24 protein-coding genes and 1 pseudogene are annotated in these 22,399 nt (G+C 41.3%); 10 read left to right on the forward strand and 15 right to left on the reverse strand.

The genetic code is table 11. The features are described 5' to 3' along the window. Nucleotides 1-6: 6 nt before the first annotated feature. Nucleotides 7-246, reverse strand: a complete 240-nt coding sequence (locus tag SD31_RS16595; protein ID WP_052258861.1) for a hypothetical protein — start codon at nucleotides 244-246, stop codon at nucleotides 7-9. 73 nt (nucleotides 247-319) lie between these two features. Between SD31_RS16595 and SD31_RS08955 the strand changes: the two genes are divergently transcribed. The 6 genes and pseudogenes from SD31_RS08955 to SD31_RS08980 all read left to right on the forward strand — a co-directional run bounded on the left by SD31_RS08955 (nucleotide 320) and on the right by SD31_RS08980 (nucleotide 5,668). Continuing rightward, on the forward strand, nucleotides 320-1,609 hold the full coding sequence (locus SD31_RS08955; protein WP_231561389.1) for a peptidylprolyl isomerase: 1,290 nt from the start codon (nucleotides 320-322) through the stop codon (nucleotides 1,607-1,609). A 60-nt stretch (nucleotides 1,610-1,669) separates the two neighbouring features. Continuing rightward, entirely contained in the window at nucleotides 1,670-2,188 is a 519-nt protein-coding gene (locus SD31_RS08960) for a DUF2480 family protein (protein WP_039053872.1), read from the forward strand. A gap of 30 nt (nucleotides 2,189-2,218) precedes the next feature. Beyond that, nucleotides 2,219-3,010, forward strand: a complete 792-nt coding sequence (locus SD31_RS08965; protein WP_039053873.1) for a DUF3108 domain-containing protein — start codon at nucleotides 2,219-2,221, stop codon at nucleotides 3,008-3,010. 10 nt (nucleotides 3,011-3,020) lie between these two features. Continuing rightward, nucleotides 3,021-3,584, forward strand: a complete 564-nt coding sequence (locus SD31_RS08970) for a DUF3109 family protein (RefSeq protein WP_039053874.1) — start codon at nucleotides 3,021-3,023, stop codon at nucleotides 3,582-3,584. Between the two features lie 57 nt (nucleotides 3,585-3,641). Beyond that, nucleotides 3,642-4,614: pseudogene (locus tag SD31_RS08975) on the forward strand (polyprenyl synthetase family protein). Nucleotide 4,615: 1 nt separating this feature from the next. After that, nucleotides 4,616-5,668 (forward strand): TerC/Alx family metal homeostasis membrane protein, encoded by a 1,053-nt coding sequence (locus SD31_RS08980; RefSeq protein ID WP_039053875.1) that lies wholly within the window; start codon nucleotides 4,616-4,618, stop codon nucleotides 5,666-5,668. A 114-nt stretch (nucleotides 5,669-5,782) separates the two neighbouring features. On the opposite strand, the gene SD31_RS08985 is transcribed toward SD31_RS08980, so the two are convergent. From SD31_RS08985 to tpx, 4 genes are all read right to left on the reverse strand, one after another. Beyond that, nucleotides 5,783-6,691: a hypothetical protein gene (locus SD31_RS08985; protein WP_231561390.1), complete on the reverse strand. Its 909-nt coding sequence runs from the start codon at nucleotides 6,689-6,691 to the stop codon at nucleotides 5,783-5,785. Between the two features lie 164 nt (nucleotides 6,692-6,855). Further along, nucleotides 6,856-7,110, reverse strand: coding sequence for a hypothetical protein (locus SD31_RS08990; protein WP_039053876.1), 255 nt, complete (start codon nucleotides 7,108-7,110; stop codon nucleotides 6,856-6,858). Nucleotides 7,111-7,168: 58 nt separating this feature from the next. Next, nucleotides 7,169-7,573 (reverse strand): hypothetical protein, encoded by a 405-nt coding sequence (locus SD31_RS08995; RefSeq protein WP_156138290.1) that lies wholly within the window; start codon nucleotides 7,571-7,573, stop codon nucleotides 7,169-7,171. A gap of 195 nt (nucleotides 7,574-7,768) precedes the next feature. Beyond that, the gene (gene tpx, locus SD31_RS09000; RefSeq protein ID WP_039053878.1) at nucleotides 7,769-8,266 is read right to left on the reverse strand and encodes a thiol peroxidase; all 498 of its coding nucleotides are present in this window, start codon (nucleotides 8,264-8,266) and stop codon (nucleotides 7,769-7,771) included. A 133-nt stretch (nucleotides 8,267-8,399) separates the two neighbouring features. Between tpx and SD31_RS09005 the strand changes: the two genes are divergently transcribed. The 3 genes from SD31_RS09005 (at nucleotide 8,400) to SD31_RS09015 (ending at nucleotide 11,433) form a co-directional block, all read left to right on the forward strand. Continuing rightward, the gene (locus tag SD31_RS09005; RefSeq protein ID WP_039053879.1) at nucleotides 8,400-9,620 is read left to right on the forward strand and encodes an OmpP1/FadL family transporter; all 1,221 of its coding nucleotides are present in this window, start codon (nucleotides 8,400-8,402) and stop codon (nucleotides 9,618-9,620) included. Nucleotides 9,621-9,628: 8 nt separating this feature from the next. Then, nucleotides 9,629-10,918 carry an SGNH/GDSL hydrolase family protein gene (locus tag SD31_RS09010; RefSeq protein WP_039053880.1) on the forward strand — a complete coding sequence of 430 codons (1,290 nt, stop codon included), beginning with the start codon at nucleotides 9,629-9,631 and terminating at the stop codon, nucleotides 10,916-10,918. Nucleotides 10,919-11,016: 98 nt separating this feature from the next. Then, on the forward strand, nucleotides 11,017-11,433 hold the full coding sequence (locus SD31_RS09015; protein WP_039053881.1) for an OsmC family protein: 417 nt from the start codon (nucleotides 11,017-11,019) through the stop codon (nucleotides 11,431-11,433). 19 nt (nucleotides 11,434-11,452) lie between these two features. Here the strand turns inward: SD31_RS09015 and SD31_RS09020 are convergent, their stop codons facing one another. Next, nucleotides 11,453-12,298, reverse strand: coding sequence for a DUF2157 domain-containing protein (locus SD31_RS09020; RefSeq protein ID WP_231561391.1), 846 nt, complete (start codon nucleotides 12,296-12,298; stop codon nucleotides 11,453-11,455). A gap of 74 nt (nucleotides 12,299-12,372) precedes the next feature. Continuing rightward, complete coding sequence (locus SD31_RS20225) at nucleotides 12,373-12,495, reverse strand: hypothetical protein (protein ID WP_262506608.1); 123 nt, start codon at nucleotides 12,493-12,495, stop codon at nucleotides 12,373-12,375. A 137-nt stretch (nucleotides 12,496-12,632) separates the two neighbouring features. On the opposite strand from SD31_RS20225, the gene uvrA reads away from it, so the two are divergent. After that, the gene (uvrA, locus tag SD31_RS09025; RefSeq protein ID WP_039053882.1) at nucleotides 12,633-15,479 is read left to right on the forward strand and encodes an excinuclease ABC subunit UvrA; all 2,847 of its coding nucleotides are present in this window, start codon (nucleotides 12,633-12,635) and stop codon (nucleotides 15,477-15,479) included. Nucleotides 15,480-15,510: 31 nt separating this feature from the next. On the opposite strand, the gene SD31_RS09030 is transcribed toward uvrA, so the two are convergent. From SD31_RS09030 to SD31_RS09060, 8 genes are all read right to left on the reverse strand, one after another. After that, nucleotides 15,511-16,809 carry a bifunctional folylpolyglutamate synthase/dihydrofolate synthase gene (locus SD31_RS09030; protein WP_039053883.1) on the reverse strand — a complete coding sequence of 433 codons (1,299 nt, stop codon included), beginning with the start codon at nucleotides 16,807-16,809 and terminating at the stop codon, nucleotides 15,511-15,513. A 5-nt stretch (nucleotides 16,810-16,814) separates the two neighbouring features. Then, a complete protein-coding gene (locus SD31_RS09035) occupies nucleotides 16,815-17,642 on the reverse strand; it encodes a hypothetical protein (RefSeq protein ID WP_039053884.1) in 828 nt (275 codons plus the stop codon). Nucleotides 17,643-17,706: 64 nt separating this feature from the next. Next, the gene (locus tag SD31_RS20895; protein WP_316929833.1) at nucleotides 17,707-17,934 is read right to left on the reverse strand and encodes an ExbD/TolR family protein; all 228 of its coding nucleotides are present in this window, start codon (nucleotides 17,932-17,934) and stop codon (nucleotides 17,707-17,709) included. A 54-nt stretch (nucleotides 17,935-17,988) separates the two neighbouring features. Beyond that, nucleotides 17,989-18,114, reverse strand: a complete 126-nt coding sequence (locus SD31_RS20900; protein WP_316929832.1) for a hypothetical protein — start codon at nucleotides 18,112-18,114, stop codon at nucleotides 17,989-17,991. 27 nt (nucleotides 18,115-18,141) lie between these two features. Next, the gene (locus SD31_RS09045) at nucleotides 18,142-18,843 is read right to left on the reverse strand and encodes a MotA/TolQ/ExbB proton channel family protein (RefSeq protein WP_039053885.1); all 702 of its coding nucleotides are present in this window, start codon (nucleotides 18,841-18,843) and stop codon (nucleotides 18,142-18,144) included. Nucleotides 18,844-18,889: 46 nt separating this feature from the next. After that, a complete protein-coding gene (locus SD31_RS09050) occupies nucleotides 18,890-19,969 on the reverse strand; it encodes a hypothetical protein (protein WP_039053886.1) in 1,080 nt (359 codons plus the stop codon). Nucleotides 19,970-20,014: 45 nt separating this feature from the next. Then, entirely contained in the window at nucleotides 20,015-21,736 is a 1,722-nt protein-coding gene (locus SD31_RS09055; protein ID WP_039053887.1) for a TonB-dependent receptor, read from the reverse strand. 15 nt (nucleotides 21,737-21,751) lie between these two features. Beyond that, nucleotides 21,752-22,300, reverse strand: a complete 549-nt coding sequence (locus tag SD31_RS09060; RefSeq protein WP_039053888.1) for a tetratricopeptide repeat protein — start codon at nucleotides 22,298-22,300, stop codon at nucleotides 21,752-21,754. Nucleotides 22,301-22,399: the final 99 nt, after the last annotated feature.

Raw genomic sequence — 22,399 nt, forward strand, 5'->3', positions numbered from 1 at the left:
CACCGCTCAACTGTCTTTCTTGAAGTAAGTTACAGGAATTTTAGAATCAGCATTTACGGATACGAAAGTAGAGTCGTTGGTTGATGCCGCTAATTGTGTTTTCAAGTTTTGGATATTAGCCAATGTAGCTGCAGTATCTTTTGAACTTGGTCTCGCATCGATAAGGATGTAGTCTACGGTGCGAGTTTCTTCTTCATTTCTGAATAAGTTTTTGTATTTGTTGTGAAATGAAGAAGAAACTCGCACCGTAGACTACATCCTTATCGATGCGAGACCAAGTTCAAAAGATACTGCAGCTACATTGGCTAATATCCAAAACTTGAAAACACAATTAGCGGCATCAACCAACGACTCTACTTTCGTATCCGTAAATGCTGATTCTAAAATTCCTGTAACTTACTTCAAGAAAGGACAGTTGAGCGGTGCATTGGACTCTGTGATCTTCAATGTTCCGGTGGGTACTGTTGTGGGTCCTTACCTTTCAGAAGGCAAATACGAGATTGCTAAAGTGCTGGATGCTAAGTTCAGTGCCGACTCGGTAAAGGCTAGTCACATCTTATTAAATCCTGCTGCTGAGGGAGGTCTGGATAAAGCTAAAGCCAAGGCTGACTCTATCAAAGGTTTATTGGCTAAAGGAGAAAAATTCGAAACACTAGCCATCGAATTCAGCCAAGACCCAGGAAGCAAAAACAAAGGAGGTGACTTAGGTACTTTCGCAAGAGGTCAGATGGTAGGACCTTTTGAGGAAGCTGCTTTCAACGGAAAGCCAGGAGACATCGTGGTAGTAGAGTCACAATTCGGCGTACATATCTTACGTATAGAAAAACATATAGGTAACTCGAAAATCGTAAAAGCTGCCGTAGTAGACAAAGTGATTTCTGCAGGCAAAGAAACTACAGATGCGGCTTACACTAAAGCTAACAATCTACATTCGGAAATCAACGGCAAAAACTTCGAAGAAGTAGCCAAGAAACATCAACTTGAGGTCGGAAAGGCTTTCCGTCTACGTGCTATGGACAACACACTTAACGGCATCTCTATTCCAAGAGAGCTGGTACGCTGGGCATTCGAGGCAAAAGCTGGTGAAGTTGCAGAGCAAATCTTCGAATCGGATGAGTACTTCATTATCGCTAAAAATGCTGGCATCAGCCCTAAAGGCGTACAACCACTAGAAGCAGTAAAAGGTGAAATCATCTTGGGTGTACGTAACATGGTAAAAGCCCGTATGCTTAAAGAAAAAATGGATAACGCTCTAAAAGGTGCTTCTTCAATAGATCAGGTAGCCCAAAAATTGGGCAAAACAGCTCAGACAGTAGAAAATATCGTCTTGGCAAATCCTGTACTCCCTGGTGTAGCTTTCGAAAGTGCAGTGGTAGGTACAGCTTTCGGACTGCAACCTAACAAACCTTCAAAAAGTATTGAAGGCAACCAAGGGGTATATGCTGTACAGGTGTTGAGCTTCGTAAATCCTAAAGAAATGGTGGAATCAGAACGCAAAACACAACAAAAACAAATCCTATCGGCAAAACAACAACGTGCATGGGGAGCTGTCTTCAAAGCCCTTATGGACAACGCCGATATAGATGACAATCGAATTAGATTTTATTAAGATATTATAATTATTTTTATAGCCGAACATAAACATGTTCGGCTATTTTATTTTACGGCTATGGATAATACAGGAAATATCATAAACAAGGTAGCACAGAGCGGTTTGATTACGGTAGACTTGTCAGTATATGCACCAAATCCGGAAGATATCGTTATCTACGATATTAAAGATAATCTTTTTCAAGGTCTGATACTTAGAGAAAAAGATTTCCGCGACTTTGCCAAGCAACACGACTGGTCGCAATACCAAGGTAAACATGTCGGCATCATCTGTACTGCTGACGCCATTATCCCGACTTGGGCTTATATGATATTGGCCAATAAGCTAAGTGCATATGCACAATCTATTACTTTTGGCAATAAAGAACACCTCATAGCCACGCTGTTCGACAAAGCCATAGACAACATAGATTATACCCAATATCAGGACCAACGTGTGGTGGTCAAAGGCTGCGGCGATATATATATCCCCGAAAGTGCGTTTATCAATTTCACCGCAAAACTTTCTTTGGTAGCCAAAAGCATTATGTACGGCGAACCATGCTCCACAGTTCCGGTATTCAAACGCAAAAGTTAAACTTTGTACTTATTTTGAGGTCATACTTATATGAGAAATTTTTACGTTGTATTATTTGCTATACTAATAAACATTTGTAATGCTTATTCCCAAACCTTACCTTATTTGAAAGAACCTACCTTCAAAGAGGGGGAAAAGCTGACCTACAAACTTAAGTACGGCTTCATTTCTGCAGCAACAGGAGTACTGTCTGTGAAGAAATCCAACCTGCAATTCAGCAGCAAGGATGTCTTTCACCTTAGCGCCTTTGGAGAAACCGCTTCGGCCTTTTCTGTGTTTTATCATGTACGTAATCAGTATGATTCGTACATAGACGGAAAGACCTACCAGCCACTACTCTACATCGAGGATATCAAGGAAAACAACTACAGAAGGAAAGAATACGCAACATTCGACCATGTCAACCATACGGTTAAGGGTAATAAAGGAACTTTCAAAAGTCCTACAGGCCAGCTTTTCGACTTAGTATCTGCGTACTATTTTGCACGTAACTTGGACTTGTCAGGACTTAAAAGCGGCGATGCATTCAATATCACCTACTTCCTCAACGATGAGGTAGCAACCTTAAAGGTATATTACATCGGAACGGAAAAAATCAAAACCAGCATCGGTACTTTGGACTGCATCAAGCTAAGTCCAGAAATCAAGCCGGGACGTATATTCAAGAAAAATAGTAAGCTGTATCTTTGGGTTACCAATGACGGCAACAGAATTCCCGTTCGCGCACAAGTGGAAATTCTAATCGGCTCGGTAACCATGGAACTGGTAAAAGCCGAAGGATTGAAGTACGAATTAGGGAAACGAGTAAGTTATTCAAAATAAATATAGATTGATGATTGAGGTTGGCAATGTACTAGTGCATGAAGACATTATCAATAACGATTTTGTCTGCAATCTCTCCAAATGCAAAGGTATCTGCTGCGTCGAAGGAGATGCAGGAGCCCCTTTGCGCGATTCGGAGAAAGAGATTCTCGAAGAAGTATATCCAAAGGTCAAAAAATACATGACCGAAAAAGGCATTGAAGCCATAGAAAAGTTTGGCACCAGCGTTGTCGACGCCGATGGCGACCTGACCACAACCTGCGTGGACGGCAACAAGGAATGTGCTTATGTAACCTGGGAAAATGGCATTACCAAATGTTCCATAGAGAAAGCCTACGAAATGGGAGAAGTAGACTGGAAGAAACCTATCTCCTGTCACCTATACCCTATCCGCACCACCCGATATCCAGGCTTCGATGTACTACATTACGACCGCTGGCATATATGTAAAGATGCCTGCACCTTTGGCAAAGAACTCCAAGTCCCTGTATATAAATTCCTAAAAGACCCACTGATAAGAGAATATGGTGAAGCTTGGTATGAAGAATTGGAAAAGAGCGTAAAATCTATCTAAGTATTTTATTATCTTTAAAACTCACTGATATTTGCATATTGGTAGGTCTTATTATACATGCTAAGTTTAAAAGAAATACAGAAGCCCATAGCTGCAGAAATAGCCGCTTTCGAAAAAAAAATTCAGACAGGCCATGCAAAGCAATGTGCCTTTGCTGGATATCATCACCCAATACCTATACAAGCAGAAGGGCAAACAAATGCGCCCCATGTTTGTTTTTTTCTCTGCCGGACTATGTGGTACGATTAACGAATCCACCTATAGAGGGGCTTCCTTAGTAGAACTACTCCACACAGCCTCCTTGGTACACGACGACGTAGTCGACGACGCCAACGAGCGCAGAGGCTTCTTCTCAGTGAACGCCCTATGGAAGAATAAAGTAGCCGTACTGGTAGGAGACTTTCTCCTAGCTAGAGGATTGCTGCTTTCCGTAAACAATAACGAGCTGAAACTCCTCAAGATAGTATCCCATGCTGTGGAACAGATGAGCGAGGGCGAATTACTTCAGATTGAGAAAGCACGCAAGCTGGACATCAAAGAGGATATATACTACGAAATCATCCGTAAAAAGACTGCTTCGTTAATGGCTTCCTGCTGTGCTTCCGGAGCCTGTTCGGTAGGGGCAGATGACGCCACCGTCGAAAAAATGCGTCTCTTCGGTGAGAAAGTAGGTCTTGCATTCCAAATCAAGGACGACCTTTTCGACTTTGGATTTGATGATGTAGGTAAACCAGTGGGCAACGATATCAAGGAAAAGAAGATGACCTTGCCTCTGATCTACGCGTTGAGTCAGACCTCAACAGCACAGAAAAGAAACATCATCAACTTGGTGAAAAACCACAACGAAAATCCGGACAAAGTGGCCGAAGTGATTCGTTTTGTGCGCCAAAGTGGAGGCTTGGAATATGCCACAGAAAAAATGCTTCAATTTAAGCAAGAAGCATTTGAACTGCTTAACGACTTTCCAGATAATGAATATAAAAAAGGGTTGCAAAACTTGGTAACATTTACAACAGAACGAAACAAATAAAATGAATCACGAATTAATGTTTTTTGGAGGATTTATAATTTTTATAATCCTCATGCTTGCTATTGACTTGGGATTGTTTTCCAAGGACAACAAACCTATCACGTTGAAAGCCGCAGCTATCATGTCTTTGATATGGGTACTCTTCGCCCTTGCCTTCGGCGGTGTTCTCTACTTTTGGGGCTATGAACTACACGACGTACACGATATAGCACGGCTACAGGAAATCGTAGCTAAACACCATCACGACATAAAAATCAACATAAATGACGTGGCGGCAAGCATACAGGCCTATAATACCAACCTTACACTCGAATATCTTACGGGATATGTGGTAGAATATGCGCTTTCTGTGGACAACATCTTCGTCATGGTACTGCTCTTCAGCTCTTTCGGTATTCCTGAAAGATACTATCATAAAGTATTAGTGTGGGGTATCCTCGGAGCCATCCTCATGCGCTGTATATTCATATTCGTAGGTGCTGCCTTAATAGCCAAATTCGGGTGGATACTGTATGTCTTCGGAGCATTCCTTGTATATACAGGTATCACAATGTATATCAACCGAAATCAGGAAGAGGAGGTAGATCCCAAAAACCATCCGGTCGTGAAATTTGCCAGCAAATATTTTAAAGTAACACATAAGCTGGACAGCGGCAAATTCTTCCTGAAAGAAAACGGAGTTAAATACATCACTCCTTTGTTTTTAGTGCTTTTGGTCATAGAATTTACCGACCTAATATTTGCCGTAGATTCCATCCCCGCGATATTTTCAGTAACAAAAGACCCTTATGTCGTCTTTTTCTCTAACATCTTTGCGGTACTGGGGCTGCGATCTATGTTTTTCCTACTGGTAAATATTATTCACAAATTCCACTACCTGAAAGTCGGGTTGGCATTTCTTTTGGTATTCATCGGAGCAAAAATGCTTCTTCATAGTTACCTTAAAGAATGGGGATTTTCTACCTTACACTCCTTGATAGTAATTATCGGAATATTGGCAATAAGTATCATAGCTTCTCTCGTATTTCCTAAAAAGGTGGATTACGGAAAATAGATCCTTTAAGCAATAATATACAAAGGGGACACCGTTGGATGGTGTCCCCTTTGTATATATTATCTTCAATTATACTTTTATTTCAATAATGCACTAGCCCTTCCCATGATGGCATCATCTACATACAGCAAGACAGTATAAGCTCCTTTTTTCTAGTTTGCCGTTAGGATCTTGCCATAAAAACTGATATTCTTCACCGTTGTTAGTGAAGTTGATACTTTCTTTAAAAGAATAATTCATCTTATCGCCTTGAATATAAAATTCATCACTTGAGGATGCAACAAGATTTCCTTGAGGATCAATTACTCTTCCAAAAATTACCTTCTTACCTTTTTTTGCTAAAGGGTTATCCGCAATGGTAAACTTTATTTGCAGGAAATCAGCCTTTTTAGCTTTAGGCTGAACTTGAAGGTTGCCATTACGCTTTTTCTCTACTCCATCTACCGTAATGCTCGAAACCTTCAGCGAAGAAGCCACTACGACTTTTTCGTTAAGTGAGATATTATCCTGTTCGAGTTTCTCTACTTTGGAGTGCGCTTGTCTTACGGTATGCTGCAGTTCTGTATTTTCCTTCTTTAGCATCTCGTTTTGCAACCTCAAATCATTTATCTCGCTCATAAGCTTCGAGACATTCGATTTGAGCAGTTCCAACTGAGCATTGGCCTCAATAAGATTACGATCTGTAACCTCACTATCCTCCAAAGCTTTTCGCAATTCGGCAATCACTTGCCTAGCCCTATCTTGCTGCTCGGATATGGAAGAGGGAATTTCTTGGATATTCATCCTATCTATATTGTCCAGCTCAGCCTCTATCCTATCAATCTCTATCTGTAGCTTTTCCTTTTGAAGAGTAAGCGTGTAAAGTCTTTCGCCAGAAGATTTATACTTTACATAAAAGTAAACGTTGGTGGCCAAAAGAGCCATAATAGCAATGATGAAGAAATAGATTTTAGATTTATCCCTATTTCCATTTGCTGCGGCTTGGGCTTGATCCTGAGCTTTAGCTATTACATTCTCTTCCATAATCCTTCCCCAATAAATTCATTTCATAAGTATCCATGTGGCAATAAGTCCAAATGTTATGCATCCACGTGTAACAAAAACTATTCCAATTAAAAGTAGCTAATATGATTTTATGTTATTTTGATAAAAAAATAAGCCACAAAATTCATAATTTTTTGGCAAAATCAGTGCTTATCTTGAAAAATTTTACTTGTCACATCAACCACTAGTTTTTTTTCAACATCACTATAATTGTGATTCAATAGAATTATAGTCTGCTGCGAGAAACAATAACCTGGGTATATTTTTATTGCCGTATTTCCTAATCTTATGTTATCTGAAAAAATATTTTTATCCTCAAGCAACATTTCATCATAATCTACAATAACACCACGCTCATTGCTTTCCTTACCTGAAAATTCAAGCCTTCTAATCCCCACTTTTTTCGAAAATCATTTTTAACAATTCTCGAAAATTTAACACCTTCAAAAAACCCCTCTACATTCGACAATTTGTATTCATCCTTCCCACAAGAAAAAAAAAGATGCCCCTATTCCAATCAAAAACCAACCTTGATTTCTTCCCTCTTAAAAAAGATGCTATCACATTGGATAACCTCTGTACAAATAGATCATAATCGACACAGTGAGTCCAAGAAGCAGAAAGTAGTTTTTTTCGAAGTTCTTCGGGATAAGAATGAAATAAAGGACAGATATCAAAAGATTCAAACTTATCCTTTTGATCTGTATTATTCGAAAAAAATTTGTTACGGTCAAACGGAAAAATCATCCGGCAAACATTTTTTTTTGCCTTATTTTTTGCCTCAAAATTGTTTAAACAACCTTCTAGATTATCAGTGAATTCTACATTTGCAGAAGACAATCCACAAGCCGTTTCCTTCAACTTCGAGTTTATGTCTAATTCCGGAAGTATAACTAACAGGACCTTTTCTACTTTGCTCCATTTCTTAACGAAAGAAGACCAATTTTCGGACACTATACTATAAAACATCTTAATCTATCGATTATCATTCACAATAATAAATACAAAAGGTATAGAGAATGTTCCTCTATACCTTTTAGTCTGTTCGGATAGTAATTACAATACATTTAATGCTGCTTCATAGTTTGGCTCATCTACAATTTCGGCTACCTGCTCCGTATAGATAACCTTTCCTGATTCGTCAATGACCACTACGGCTCTGCTAAGAAGGCCTTCTAAGGGGCCGTCAACAAATTTTAATCCATAAGCATCCGAAAAATTACTATCTTTATACTCGGACAGGGTAATCACATTTTTCAGACCTTCTGCAGAGCAGAATCTACTTTGTGCAAAAGGTAAGTCTTTAGAAATACATAGCACCACCGTATTATCCAATGAAGATGCTATCTCATTAAAAGCCCGTACGGAAGCAGCGCAGGTGCCGGTATCGACACTTGGGAAAATGTTAAGCACCACTCTTTTGCCTTCGAAGTCCTTCAAGGTTTTTTGCGAAAGGTCCGATGATGTTAAAGAAAAGTTCGGTGCTATAGCACCTACAGCAGGTAAATTTCCCTGCGTATGTACTGGTGTTCCTTTAAATGTTACTTGACTCATGGTGGTTGTTTTTAGTGTTTGATTGTCAAGTTAATCAATTCTTATAATCAAAAAAAGACATTTTTTTATTTTTATTTCACAAGAAAAATACTATGTTAGCATTGTATTTTTTAACTTAAGAAAACCTCTATATATGAGAAAACTACTTTATGTTGTATTGTTGGCGTGTCCGACGCTGGCCTTTGCTCAAGGCTCTCAAGTGAACACGCAAGGCATCAAAGCACTAGGTATGTCCGGTGCCGGGTCTGCCTTATTTGTTGATGAGACGAGTATATTTTACAATCCTGGAGCGGTGGTAAAAACCACATCCAATGGAATATCTATAGGTGCGACAGGTGTAATGTATCGTTCCGCTTTTAAAGAAGTGAAAAGCAACGTGCAATATGACACCAAATTTCAGGTTTCGCCACCTTTTTCGGTGTTTGCCACCTTCGGACCAAACAACAGTTGGTGGAAAGCAGGAATAGGTGTTTACACTCCTTTCGGAGGCGCCGTAAACTGGGGTGACCAATGGCCAGGCAGATTTGAACTCAACCACTTATCTATGCGTGCCATTTATATACAGCCTACGTTGAGCTTCAAAATAACAGACAACTTCAGTATAGGAGGAGGTTTCGTATATAATTTGGGGACAGTGGATCTATCACGTTCTATCCCTGTATTTGACCAACATGGAGCTCCGGGAAAAGCCGAGCTTACGGGTGTAGGTACCGGAACAGGATATAATATCGGTGTACACTATCATCTAGAAAACGAGATAGCGATTTCCTTGAGTTATCGCTCAAAAGTCGTTACCAAACTGAAAGACGGGGATGCAGAATTTACCGTTCCTTCAGCTGTGGCAGCTTCTTTCCCAAATACGAAGTTCAGCGCCGAGCTACCTCTCCCTGGCTCATTCAATGTAGGGATTTCATTCCCTGTAAGCAGCAAAGTGGATATCGCTGGTGACGCTACATTTATAGGTTACAGCATATACCGCAAACTGGTATTCGACTACGAAGACAATACCCCAGTATTAACCGATACCGAGCAGGATAAGAAATACCAGAACGCACTATCTGCTAAAGCAGGGATCAATTATAAAGCCTCTGACAAGTTTAGTTTAAGGGCAGGTGCCGGCTATGTATATACACCTGTTCAGTCATCATATGTGTATGCTGAAACTCCGGATAATAACCGTATAATGGCGTCTGCTGGATTTACAGTAAACCTGTCGCACAAAATGGATCTGTCGGGAGCGTACACCTTCCAACGTATCACCGAACGTACAACCCAAAATGTCGTGACTGGTCTTGCTGGAACGTATAAAACGAACATACACGCCCCTGGACTTTCTTTAACTTACAAATGGTAATATAGACTATGAAAAGATTTCAAAAAAATATAAAACTATATGTCGGACTAGCTTTATTAGCTTTAGCCAGTTCGTGTAAACCTGAAATAACGAAAGAATTTGGCCCAGACAATTCTTCGTCGGTAAATTTCTCAAAATATATTGCCGTAGGTAACTCATTAACCGCAGGCTTCGCCGACGGTGGTTTGTATCTGGAAGGCCAACAGGTAGCTTTCCCTAATCTCGTCGCAGAGCAAATGAAAAGCCATGGCGGAGGTGAGTTCAATACGCCATTCTTTTCAGAAGCGCAATCCAACGGATCGGGATATATCCGTCTTGCCGCATTAGAAAACGGCAGACCTGTTACAGAGAATGTAACAGAAAAACTGGCTTATACTGCACCAAACGTATTAGCCAAATATTCTGGTTCTGAGATTCATAACCTCGGTGTTCCGGGAATGCGTCTGGATCACTCCGGACAAGGCATAGTAAGTGCAGCAAATATGTATTTTGCACGTCTCTTGCCAGATACGGATTTAGGAAGGGTTTCCTATCAAGATTTCGTAGACAATCGCAACCATACCTTCTTCTCTTTCTGGTTGGGAAACAATGATGTGTTGGGCTACGCAACAAACGGAGCGGTGGATGACAACCCAGCAGGTACCACAGCCTTAACCTCTGTGGCCGTTTTCAAAGCCGTATATACGCAATTCATCAATAAGCTTACCGCCAACGGACAGAAGGGGGTTATAGCTACTATTCCTGATGTGACCAACATTCCTTACCTTACTACCGTAACACGCCAAGCATTGTTGGATGCTGCCTCGCAGGCTGCCGGAACGACCATAGAAAACCTATATATCGCGACGAAAACAGGTCCTCGAGCAGCAACAGACCAAGACCTTTTCGTATTACCATTCTCTAGTGCCGGCTTGCTAGGTAAACCTAATACTCAGCAGATTCCTTACGGCTTCCATCCTCTCAACCCGATCGAAGATAAATACGTGTTGGATGAAGCTGAAGTGCAAAATTTGAGAACACATATCAACGAACTGAATAAATTCATCACAGAAATCGGTCAGCAGAAAAACCTTGCCGTAGCAGACGTAAACGCCTTGTTGTCACGCCTTAAAACAGGTATAATTTACAACGGGGTGGCTGTAAGCTCCGCATTTGTTACCGGCAACGCCTTCTCTTTGGATGGAATTCACCTTACTCCAATGGGTAATGCCATCATGGCCAATCTTATCATCGACGCCATCAACGCAAAGTATGGCACTAAGCTGGAAAAAATAGATGCTACAAATTATAGAGCGTGAAAATGCCTTAATAATCATTAAAAAGCAAGAAATAACAAAAGGTCGCCTAAATAAAGCGACCTTTTGTTATTTTAGAGATACTATAAAACAATTTTGTCATGAAAGTTATTTTAAAACGAAAAAATAAAGCCGTCCATTTTGAAGGAGAAAGCAGCTCTTCAACAGTAAAAGTCAATATCGACGGTTCGGAAGCTATTGGCGGAGAAGGAAAAGGAGTAAGACCTATGGAACTGGTCCTCATGGCCCTTGGATCCTGCAGCGTCTTTGATCTGACGACCATACTCCTAAAGCAACGACAAGATGTGGAAGATATACAGGTAGAAGTAGAAGGTCAACGTCGTGAAGAAATCCCTAACATATTCACAAAAATTCATATCAGCTTCTTGCTAAAAGGCAATATTGACGAAGCCAAAGCCCAAAAGGCTGCTGAACTGGCTGTAAAAAAATATTGCTCAGTGCACGACATGTTAGCTGCCGGTGGTGTGGAAATAACCTATAGCATCAAAATAAATTAAATATCATCTGGAAGAGCTTTTATTGCGCTTCCAGATCTTTTCCGACCACTGCCCCACGAACCAGAAAGATAACGGCCAACAATAAAAAAAAGATGGTCCTGTTAATGTTGTCCCACAGATATTCCACAAATCGGGTATAAAGATTCAATAAGAAGAAAACAAATCCTATATCTCTTATCGTACTATCCTTATATTTCAACCCATATAAGGCTAAGCCTAAAGAAATGAAAACCGCTAACAGGCCCCAATAGAAGATTTCATACTGCCGGATACGTGTCCAGGCCTCCAAATCACTATAGTTTCCAAAAATGGACAAACACCACAAGGCTATCATCGTATAAAGTAAGCCTACCACAACACTTGTAGACTGAAAAGGAAGCAAGACTTCTATCTTTGGTTGTAGAAACACCGCTCCCGCCGTAAGCAAAACCCCGAAGATAGTAAAACGCAATGGGTAGTTCATACCCCAGAAGCGCCAACCCCAATCACTATGATAAGCGGTCTCTGTGGCAAACCACACACCGAGAGCCACAAGGGTAAACACCCAAATAAGCTTGGACCGCATGACTACAGCCAAAATACCGTAAATAAGAATAGATAGGAAGAACAACACCGTGAAATAGTGAGTTTCTCTATCTAGAATCTTACCCAGAAAGCCTATACAAGCTGCCGTAGCAAAAGAACCGGCAAGCATCAACGTTTCATTGGAAAAAGTCTTTTCCGGAAACTTATTCTTATTACGCAGTCCCCACAGATAGAATACCGTAGCCAACACGGCAAAGCCTAAGCAAAACACAATATCCGGTGTGTCATAAAATTGCTGGACAAAGCGTTCCAATGTATCGTCTGCAAAAAGAAGATACAACAGCAAAAATCAAGGAAGCAAGAGCAACCCAAAAGGCGTACCGTGCCAAAACTTTCCACTCGAAGCCACGCTCTTCAATCGTGGATTGAAGTTCCTCTCTTTTTGCTGCATCTATCCTTCCTTCCTTCCTCATACCAAAAGCGAAGAGCATGATCCACCACTTCCTTTTCCTGACGGTTTAAATCTAATTTTTTCAAAATCAAAGTTTTTGTATATCCAAATTACAAATAAATATTATATCATTAGAATATAATAATACCTGCTAAATCATTATACTACAATACAACTTCATTTAATATTCAGTAACTTTGCAAGTTCACAATTCTAACAAAGCATGTCAAAAAACTCAAAGTTCATCGATTTAGGGGAGCAAAGTGAGGTGGAAGTGTATGGCGCCCGCGTACACAACTTAAAAAATATTGACGTATCCTTTCCCCGAAATGAACTGGTAGTCATCACCGGATTGAGTGGTTCAGGAAAATCATCTTTAGCCTTTGACACCATATACGCGGAAGGACAACGCCGCTATATGGAGACCTTCTCGGCCTATAGCCGACAATTTTTGGGTGGGCTGGAAAGACCTGACGTCGACAAAATTTCGGGTTTAAGTCCTGTAATATCTATCGAACAGAAGACTACTAATAAAAATCCGCGTTCTACGGTAGGTACAATCACCGAAATCTATGACTTTCTGCGTCTGCTCTATGCACGGGCCAGTGAAGCTTTCTCCTACATTACGGGAAAGCGTATGCAACGCATGTCTGAAGAACAAATCGTAACCCAGATATTGAAAGACTTTGATGGCCAAGGTGTCAACGTGCTGGCTCCCGTCGTAAAAGGTAGAAAGGGACATTATCGAGAGCTGTTCGAACAGATTCGCAAACAAGGATATTCTAAAGTTCGTGTGGACGGTGAAATTCTGGATTTGGTACCCAAACTACAGGTGGACCGATATAAAATCCACGACATAGAAATCGTCATTGACCGTCTCACCGTTTCCGAAAGCAATCAGAAACGATTATATACATCTGTACTTCAAGCAATGAAGGCAGCCAAAGGCATTATAAAAATTGTCAATCGTGACAACACAAAAGAGCAGTTCTTTAGCCGCTATCTTATGGATGCTGAGTCGGGAATTTCGTATGACGAACCTCAACCAAATACTTTCTCTTTTAACTCACCGTATGGCGCATGCCCTAAGTGTGACGGATTGGGTTATATTTTTGAGATAGATAAAGATATTGTCATTCCTGATAAAACCAAAAGCATACAGAAAGGCGCTATTGTACCTCTAGGTCCGCTGAAGGAGTCTTGGACTAGTACCATTATTAAGGCTGCGGCCAAGAAATTCGACATATCGATTACCGCGCCTGTGGAAAAGCTTACGGAAGACCAAATAGACCTTCTACTGTTTGGCTCGGAAGAAAGCATTCCATTGACAGTGTCATATGGCTCGTATGGTGCCAGAGAGTATAAAGTTAACTTTTCCGGAATCTTCAAACTATTGGAAGAACAGAGTGGAAAATATACCGATGATGCTCCTGCATTGGAAGAGTTCCGCACCCAGGTGGTATGTCCTAGCTGTAATGGAGACCGCCTACGTAAAGAATCGCTCCATTTCAAAATAGCAGATAAAAACATTGCTGAGCTGGCCGCAATGGACATCGCCGAGCTCGCGCATTGGCTGGACAATCTGGAAGACAGATTGGACGAACGCCAGAAAACTATCGCAACGGAAATATTAAAAGAAATACGTACACGCGTAGGCTTCCTCTTAGATGTGGGACTAAGCTACCTGACCCTCAACAGATCGTCGAAGACCTTATCAGGTGGAGAAGCCCAACGTATCCGACTTGCCACACAGATAGGATCTCAACTGGTAAATGTACTCTACATATTGGATGAACCTAGCATAGGCTTGCACCAGCGTGACAACGAAAAGCTCATCAACTCATTGAAGAACCTTAGAGATATAGGCAACAGTGTTTTGGTGGTAGAACACGATAAGGATATGATCCTCGAAGCAGATTATGTCATCGACATGGGGCCGGCAGCAGGTATCCATGGTGGCCAAGTGGTGGCACAAGGAACCCCTGAGCAGATTAAGAAAGCAGACTCTCTTACTGCTGCCTACCTCAACGGCAAAAAAGAAATTGCTGTACCACCAAAACGTAGAGAAGGCAACGGAAAGGTAATCTCTCTCAAAGGAGCTTCAGGAAATAACCTTAAAGACGTTTCTGTAGACTTCCCGTTGGGAAAACTTATACTTGTCACCGGCGTATCGGGGTCTGGAAAGTCCAGCTTAATAACAGGAACCCTATACCCTATTCTGAACAAACATTTCTTCCGAGCTAAAGCGACGCCTCTTCCTTACAGAAGCATCGAAGGATTGGAACATATAGATAAGGTCATTGAAATAGACCAAAGTCCTATAGGACGTTCACCTCGCTCTAATCCTTCGACATATACGGGTGTCTTTGCCGACATTCGGGCCTTATTCGTACAGCTGCCGGAAGCAAAAATCCGTGGTTACAAACCTGGTCAGTTTTCTTTCAACGTCAAAGGGGGACGCTGTGAAACCTGTCAAGGTGCAGGAATGAAAATCATTGAAATGAACTTTCTTCCTGACGTACAAGTGCCATGTGAAGCATGCCACGGAAAACGCTATAACCGCGAAACCTTGGAAGTACGATACAAAGGGAAATCTATTTCCGATGTATTGGATATGAGTATTGATGAGGCAGTGGAATTTTTCGAACATATTCCTTCCATATACCGTAAGATAAAAACTTTACAGGATGTAGGATTAGGCTATATTACCCTAGGACAGTCATCCACAACTCTGTCGGGGGGAGAAGCGCAACGTGTAAAATTGGCGACAGAACTTTCCAAAAAAGACACGGGAAACACGTTCTACATCCTCGATGAGCCTACTACAGGGCTGCATTTTGAAGATGTAAACGTATTAATGAACGTAATTAACCGCTTGGTGGACCGTGGCAATACGGTGCTGATCATTGAACACAACTTAGATGTCATCAAGATGGCAGACTGGATTATCGATATGGGCCCTGAGGGAGGTCAACAGGGAGGGAAATTGCTTTTTGCAGGTACACCGGAAGACTTGATCAAGGTCAAAGATTCAGAGACAGCGAGATTCTTAAAACAAGAGTTAATATAACATTAAAGCCCTTCTTGGAAGGGCTTTAATGTTATATTTCAATATGTTGCAGCACTTCTGCCACCACAAAGTTAGAACCGCCTATAAAGATGAGGTCCCCTTTGTGGTACGCTTTGCGGGCATCGTTCAAGGCATTCACTACAGCGCCACTCACTTTACCTCTAAGTCCATAGCCTGCCGCCTTCTCGGCTAGCTCTGAGGCCTCCATCGCTCGTGGCATATCCGGACTGGAAAAGTAGTAGTAAGCCTCCTTCGGAAGATACGGCAGCATATGATCTAAATCTTTATCTTTCATTGCTCCGATGACAACATGCAGTTGACCATAGGACATCTCTTCCAAATTCTTAAGCACCTCCTTAATCCCATCCTCGTTATGCCCTGTATCACAAATCATCAGAGGGTCTGTGCTTAACGTCTGCCAACGTCCCTGAAGACCTGTAAGTTGCTGTACATGCTCCAAAGCATAGGCTACATGCTCCTCCTCAATGGCAAAACCTAAGCTACGCAGTTCCTCAACCACAGTCAAAACCCCTAAAATATTCTTAAGTTGATACGAACCGGTAAGATCTAGCTTATAGACTTTATTCTCTTCATTTTTCCTTATTTCAACCAACTGAAATAGGTTACCTTTTTCCAATCGAAGAGATTGCATACGCTTGTCAGCAAACACTAAAGGAGCATCCACTTCCCGAGCTTTCGCAGCAAATATAGAAGCTGTCACAGGATGGGTTTCTGAAATCACCACAGGTGTCCTAGGTTTTATAATTCCTGCCTTCTCTAGGGCAATCTCTTCCAATGTATCTCCAAGAAGGTTCATATGATCCATACCTATATTGGTTATAAGGCAAACCTCCGGAGAGATAATATTGGTACTGTCCAAACGCCCTCCCAAACCAACTTCTATAACAGCTATATCCACATTCTCTTTGGCAAAATAGTCGAATGCCATAGCTACCGTAGCTTCAAAGAAGGATGGCTGTACTTCCTCTATAAGACCCTTATACGCTTTGACAAAATCTACGACAAACTTCTGTGCAATCTGCTCACCATTGACACGTATACGTTCCCTAAAATCCACTAAATGCGGAGAAGTATACAGTCCAGTTTTATAGCCGGCACACGCCAAGATAGCAGCAAGCATATGCGAAGAAGAACCTTTTCCGTTCGTCCCAGCAACATGTATGGTTTTAAATTTATGGTGAGGGTTTCCTAAGGCATCACACAGGGCGAGTGTTCTATCCAAGTCTTTCTTGAAGGCAGTAGCTCCGTCACGGGTAAACATAGGTAATCGACTATATAAATAATCGATTACCTCTGCATATGTTTTCATACAAATTATCTTAATTTGAAATAAATCGGAACGATATAATCTCGGGATTCCGGTGCATTAGGGTTAGCACGCAACTTACCGCTTCTAAAGGCACGTTCTACCTCTTCTATGAGTCTTTGTGTGGGAGGGAAAGTAGTACCCTTCACGCCGGCACGTACATAGGTAATCTGTCCTTGGCGGTTAACCCGAATCATCACATTCATCTTCCCTTCAAACTGACCGTCATCATTAATCTTCGGTCTTACTTCCCAAACACGACTTGTCAAGTCCAAAGGTGTATTGCCAAAGCCGGCCCCCCCTTCACCATAGTTGGAAGCCATAGGGTCACCAAGCTTACTGCCCTGGTTGCCCACACCACCACCTTCACCGTCTCCGGCTCCTGTGCCATTATTTTTCTTACCTTTGTACAGCGCATTAGTATTGATGGCCGGCGTACTTTTTTTGACCTCCTTTGTGGTTTCAGCTGCTGGATTTTTCACAGCCTTTTCGGACTTCGTCACCGCCGGAGCGTCCTCCATATCTTGAGTAGCTACAGCCTTATCCGCCACCTGTTGGGTAGGTGTTGGGGTAGGTGTCTCTGTAGGAACTACACGATCAGGAAGAACTTCATTGGCATTTTCATCCACCGAAGGTTCTTCAATACTCATATAATCCGTTCCCATACCTACTTCCGATGTACCATAGTTGACCACTATCCCTCCCATTCCATATTCCGGAATTGCAGGTTGGCCAAATACGATAAAATATCCTATGATCAACAATACCGCAGTGACAATAGTGGAATATCCTATTGCTTTGGGTAAGTTATTTTCTTCTTTGTATTGATAATACATCGTATTCTCTCCCTAGACTTTAAGACTATTAAAACATAGGAATGTTTAATAGTTCTTGTCGCTATTAATCTTTTTTAGGTTCTGTAGCTAACACCAGTTTAAGCTTCAATCGGTTTGCCACATCCATCACCGAGATAACGTTTTGGATAGGAACGCTACTATCTGCATAAAGCATGATGGTAATTTCCTCTCCGGGATTTATCTCCGCCTGTAATCGTTGTTCCATTTCATCAAAAGGTACAGGCTGCTTATCGATATGATAAGTCAGGTCACCGGTAATGGAGACTGTTATCGTTCTTTTTCGCTACAGACTGCTCTCCGGCACTAGACTTCGGCAAGAGCAGTTTCACCACTTGAGGGTTTGCCACGGCGGAAGCAACAGGAAGAACAACATCAAGAAGAACATGATATCGTTCAGTGCTGCGGTATGTACCTCTGCGGCAGGTTTTCCTCTTCTATTTCTAATATTCATGGTTTCTTACGCTATTAAATCTGAGGATTACACCCCTGGTTCATCCAACAAGTCGATAAATTCCACGGCCTCTGTTTCCATTTTCAGGATAAGGCGTTCTACCATCATATTTAAAATATGGTAGCCGATATACGCCAAGATACCTATGGTCAATCCTGATGCCGAAGCAATCATCTTCACGTAAAGACCTCCAGATACCGAACCGATATCAATACCACCTGCAGCTTCCACGTCACGGAAGATTTGAATCACCCCGAAAATGGTACCTACGAAACCAAGCATCGGCGCAATACCAGCGATAATTCCTAGGATATTAATATTTTTTTCCAAGCGTGAAACCTCCAACTTGCCGGCATTCTCGATAGCTCCTTCAATATCTTTGATAGGACGTCCTACGCGAGTAAGACCTTTCTGTAGCATACGAGCCAATGCCGAATTATTTGATCTACATACCGCAATGGCTGAATCCAATTTTCCAGACAACACGTTACTTTTAATTTGTGCCATCAGGTTGCCATCTGACTTGGAAGCATTGCGGATAGTAATATATCGTTCTATAAATATTACTAGACCCAAAAAGAATAAGATACCTATAGGTAACATTATCCATCCACCCTTCATCAGAAGTTGAAGTAAGTTCTGATCTTCAACAGGTTGAGCTAACTGAATAGCTTGTTGCTGTACTTGATTTAAAGTATCCGTTACTAAATTGTCTTGTAAAAGTGACATATTCTAATAAATATTTATAGGTTCTTGTTTATTCTTTATTATATTTTCATTTGATGACCAGAGGCCATGCGTCGGCTTTAACATTTTTCTGAACATAGCGCAAAGCCGAATCACGAAGTTCTTTTGTGGGATAGGTATCCCAAATAACTTTTTTAAGGTTCTTATCCAGATTAGGAGTCAACACGCGTACCGACTTGTATCCTTTACGGTTGTATTCGGCGGCTTCTTCCTGTGCTTTTTCCAACTTAGGATGCGTTCCGATGACAATAGCATATTTGTATTCTTTCTCTTTCTGTTCATCCTGCTCTATAGATGGAGTATGCACAAGTGTATCTATTTGGTTTTCCACTGTAGTATCGGATTCTAAAGAGATAAGCGTATCAGCATCATTATTTGTCTCCTCTGCTATAAAATCATCAGACAGTATTTGTTCTTCAACATGTTCTAGCTTTGAAAAGACAGCCTTATAATAATATAAAGCTCCTAAGGAGATGAGGGCAAGCACAGCAATTATAGCATATACTAGACCTTTTCCTTTCCGAGGTTCTTCATAAGTTTCCTCCATCAAGGGTGATGGATTTACTCCTTTTGTTTCTTCCTCTTTCTCTTGTAGATTCTCTTTCTTTGCCTCATCTACATTTGAGCTCTCTACATCTTCCACCATATTAACTTCAGCCTCTTCCTTTACGGCCGGAAGGGGCAGCTCTGAAGGCTGAATCTCCTCTTGAAGTTTATAATAAGGGTCTTCCAAAGGAACATACTGAAATCCACTCAAATCCAGAGGCTTGAAGATATAAGCATGGCCATAGCTTACCAAATAGCCCAGCTCATCAAGTGTTACTTGACCGTCTCTTTTAATGTTCGCGGTAAGGTCAGCAACTTGCTGCGCCAGCCATTCCTCAGCTTGGACACGCTCTACCTGCCGGACCTGCTGCACATACAGTACAAAATCATAACCCTCCTCCGCATCATAATCGAACTCAATAAAATTGATTGGCGGCAAGACCATCTTACGTTTTGCATCGTAAGAGGCCGATTGATGAATGCGTCTAAACGTACCCAATCCTTTTACTGAAACAGCCTCATGTTTCTTTAATAACGCATTGATGTGTCTTCCTAAATTCATTTATTTTTCAATTATGAGCGCTTTGCAAAGTTATAATCTTATTTGTTAAAAAGAAAAATTAACCCCACCTATGATATTGAAGCCCAGCTTCGGATAATACAGGTAGCGCTCGTATTCTTTGTTGAAAATATTGTTTGCCTTGATAAAGACTCCCAAGTTCGATGTAGCCTTATACTCCGCACCGCCGCTCAAGTCAAAAAAGGCAGGAATAGAAACTATATGATATGTACCATCCAATTTCACTGGAGAGGCTGTCTTATCATATTCGTAGGTAGCTCCCGACGAAGCACCGTGGAACAACCCTTCTGCCGTGATATATAACTTCTCGGAAATGTTGAAGCGCGCGTTGGCAGCCAAACGTAAACTTGGAGTAAACCAAGGTTCATCTAAAGTAGCCGTAGTATAGCTGTCAATATTCAGACGTCCACCCAGATTTACTACATCCGAAAGACGTACGTTGATTTCTCCTTCGATACCGAAAAATTTGACCTTATCATTTTCGTTGCCGTCATATACAAGGTCAAAACGGAAAGGAGCCTCATCGTTATTGATGAAGAAAGGTACTCCCTCCAAGGTCTTATACATCACCTTAGCCTTATATCCAAAAGTTGCTCCTGCATTACCCTCTATTCCTCCATAGATATTCATACGCTCAATCTGATTTTGGAATAGTTGGTTTGGTCCAAGATACGGGTTCAGCTGTGTCAGCTCTTTATACGACACTTTCTTCACGCCACCATCAATACCGGCAAAAATTTTCATGTAATCCGGTACTAAGGCAAAATCCAATTTTGCGGACGGGAAAATATTGAATCGGCTCTCATCGCCAAATTCAGAAATAATATTACCGCCTAAAGTAAGGTTATAATAATCTCCTTTGAAACGAATATAAGGGTTAAATGTAGCTACCGAATTCTTGAATGTACCTAAGTCCGGTCCCACACCTTTGATGGTATTAAAATCCACAGCTACGTTCGCTCCAATATTAAAGGTGCGAATTCTCTTGTTAAGGTATGCCGACAGGGCAAAAGAATTTTCTCCCGCATCAAATTTATCAGAATAAGTGTAGGCATCCACCTTAGCCGAATAAGCTACAGCTTCGTCATTGTTAGGGTCATAGTTGCTGGTAAGTTCTCCGCTAAAATAGATGTCTTTGAAGGCTTGAGCTTCTTTGGCAGGGTTAAGCGTTTCCGCATTGCGATCTACCGGAATACCATAGAAGCGCGTAGCAAAACGATTGAATCCTAACACCCCATCTACCGTAAAATTGTCCATCACCCTTCTACCAAAGACTCCTACCTCCTGCCGTGAGAACTTCTGTTCGTCCAAAGCTCCTTTTTGGTTGAGGTGTTTGACAAAAGCCCCAAAGCGGATATTTTCATATTGTTCGTTGGCGATGTAGGCCTCACCAAGAATAGTTCCCAAATTTCCTATTCCCAACTTCACATAGTTTGATGTGATATCCTGAACCTTAGTGAAAGGGAGCTCTTGCACATTAAGCTGTTTCAAGCCTGTATTTATATCCAACTTTTTGTCAGGTATATTGCTGTAAGAAAGCTTAGGCATATATGCCCTCTTGTTGGTCATATCCGGGCTGCGACGGATTTTCACCGCATCGGCAAGAATAGGTCTGTAGTCTCGTACTACATCGAAAGAATCTATAGTGATAGGTTTATTCGGATCTTCTTGAGAGAAAGCTACCTGCCCCACACCCATTAACAGCGCTACTATAGCGTAACTCTTAAATACTGTTTTATGCAATTTCATCTTATCTCCTATTTCTTATTTAAGTTTTTGTAAACGTTCTTTAGCAGTTTTCAAGATATCGTCTGTTTTGTTTTCGTAGTTTTCGATAACAGACTCTAACGTTGCTTTTGCTTGGAACTTGTCTCCTTTGCCGGCGTATGCGTCAGCCATCAGAATAAAGCCTTTCGCCACCCAATAATCATAAGATGAAAAAGTATTCGAAATGTCGAAAGCCGATTCTATAGCTTTGTCGTACTGTTTAGCTTTAAGCTGTTGCTCTGCAACCAGATAGCGGGCTTCCGCTCCGGTTTCTGTCCTAGACTTCAAAGCCGCCAGATTCAGCTCTTTCGCAGCATCGGCCGTCTTATTCTGTCTAGTATAAACTTTTCCGGCATACAGGTGAGCTAACGCTATTTCCTCCTGCGATGCTTTCTCATATTCTTTAAGAAGATTTGCGTAGTTTAAGGTTTCAATGTCATTTCCAATATTATAGTAGCAGATCAACTGGTTTTTGATGGCGTAGCCATAATTTTCTTTATACTCTGAAGTGAGTTTCGAGTTTTTTAAGAATTTGTACCGCTTCATTTATATGCTTGTTGCGCTAGTGAAGCAACTTCACTTCTCAACATTAATTCTTGAATTCGATGAACGTTCGGCATACACGGAAAAACATTGATTAGTGTA

This window comes from Sphingobacterium sp. T2 (assembly GCF_000814685.1).
GTDB lineage: Bacteria > Bacteroidota > Bacteroidia > Sphingobacteriales > Sphingobacteriaceae > Sphingobacterium > Sphingobacterium thermophilum.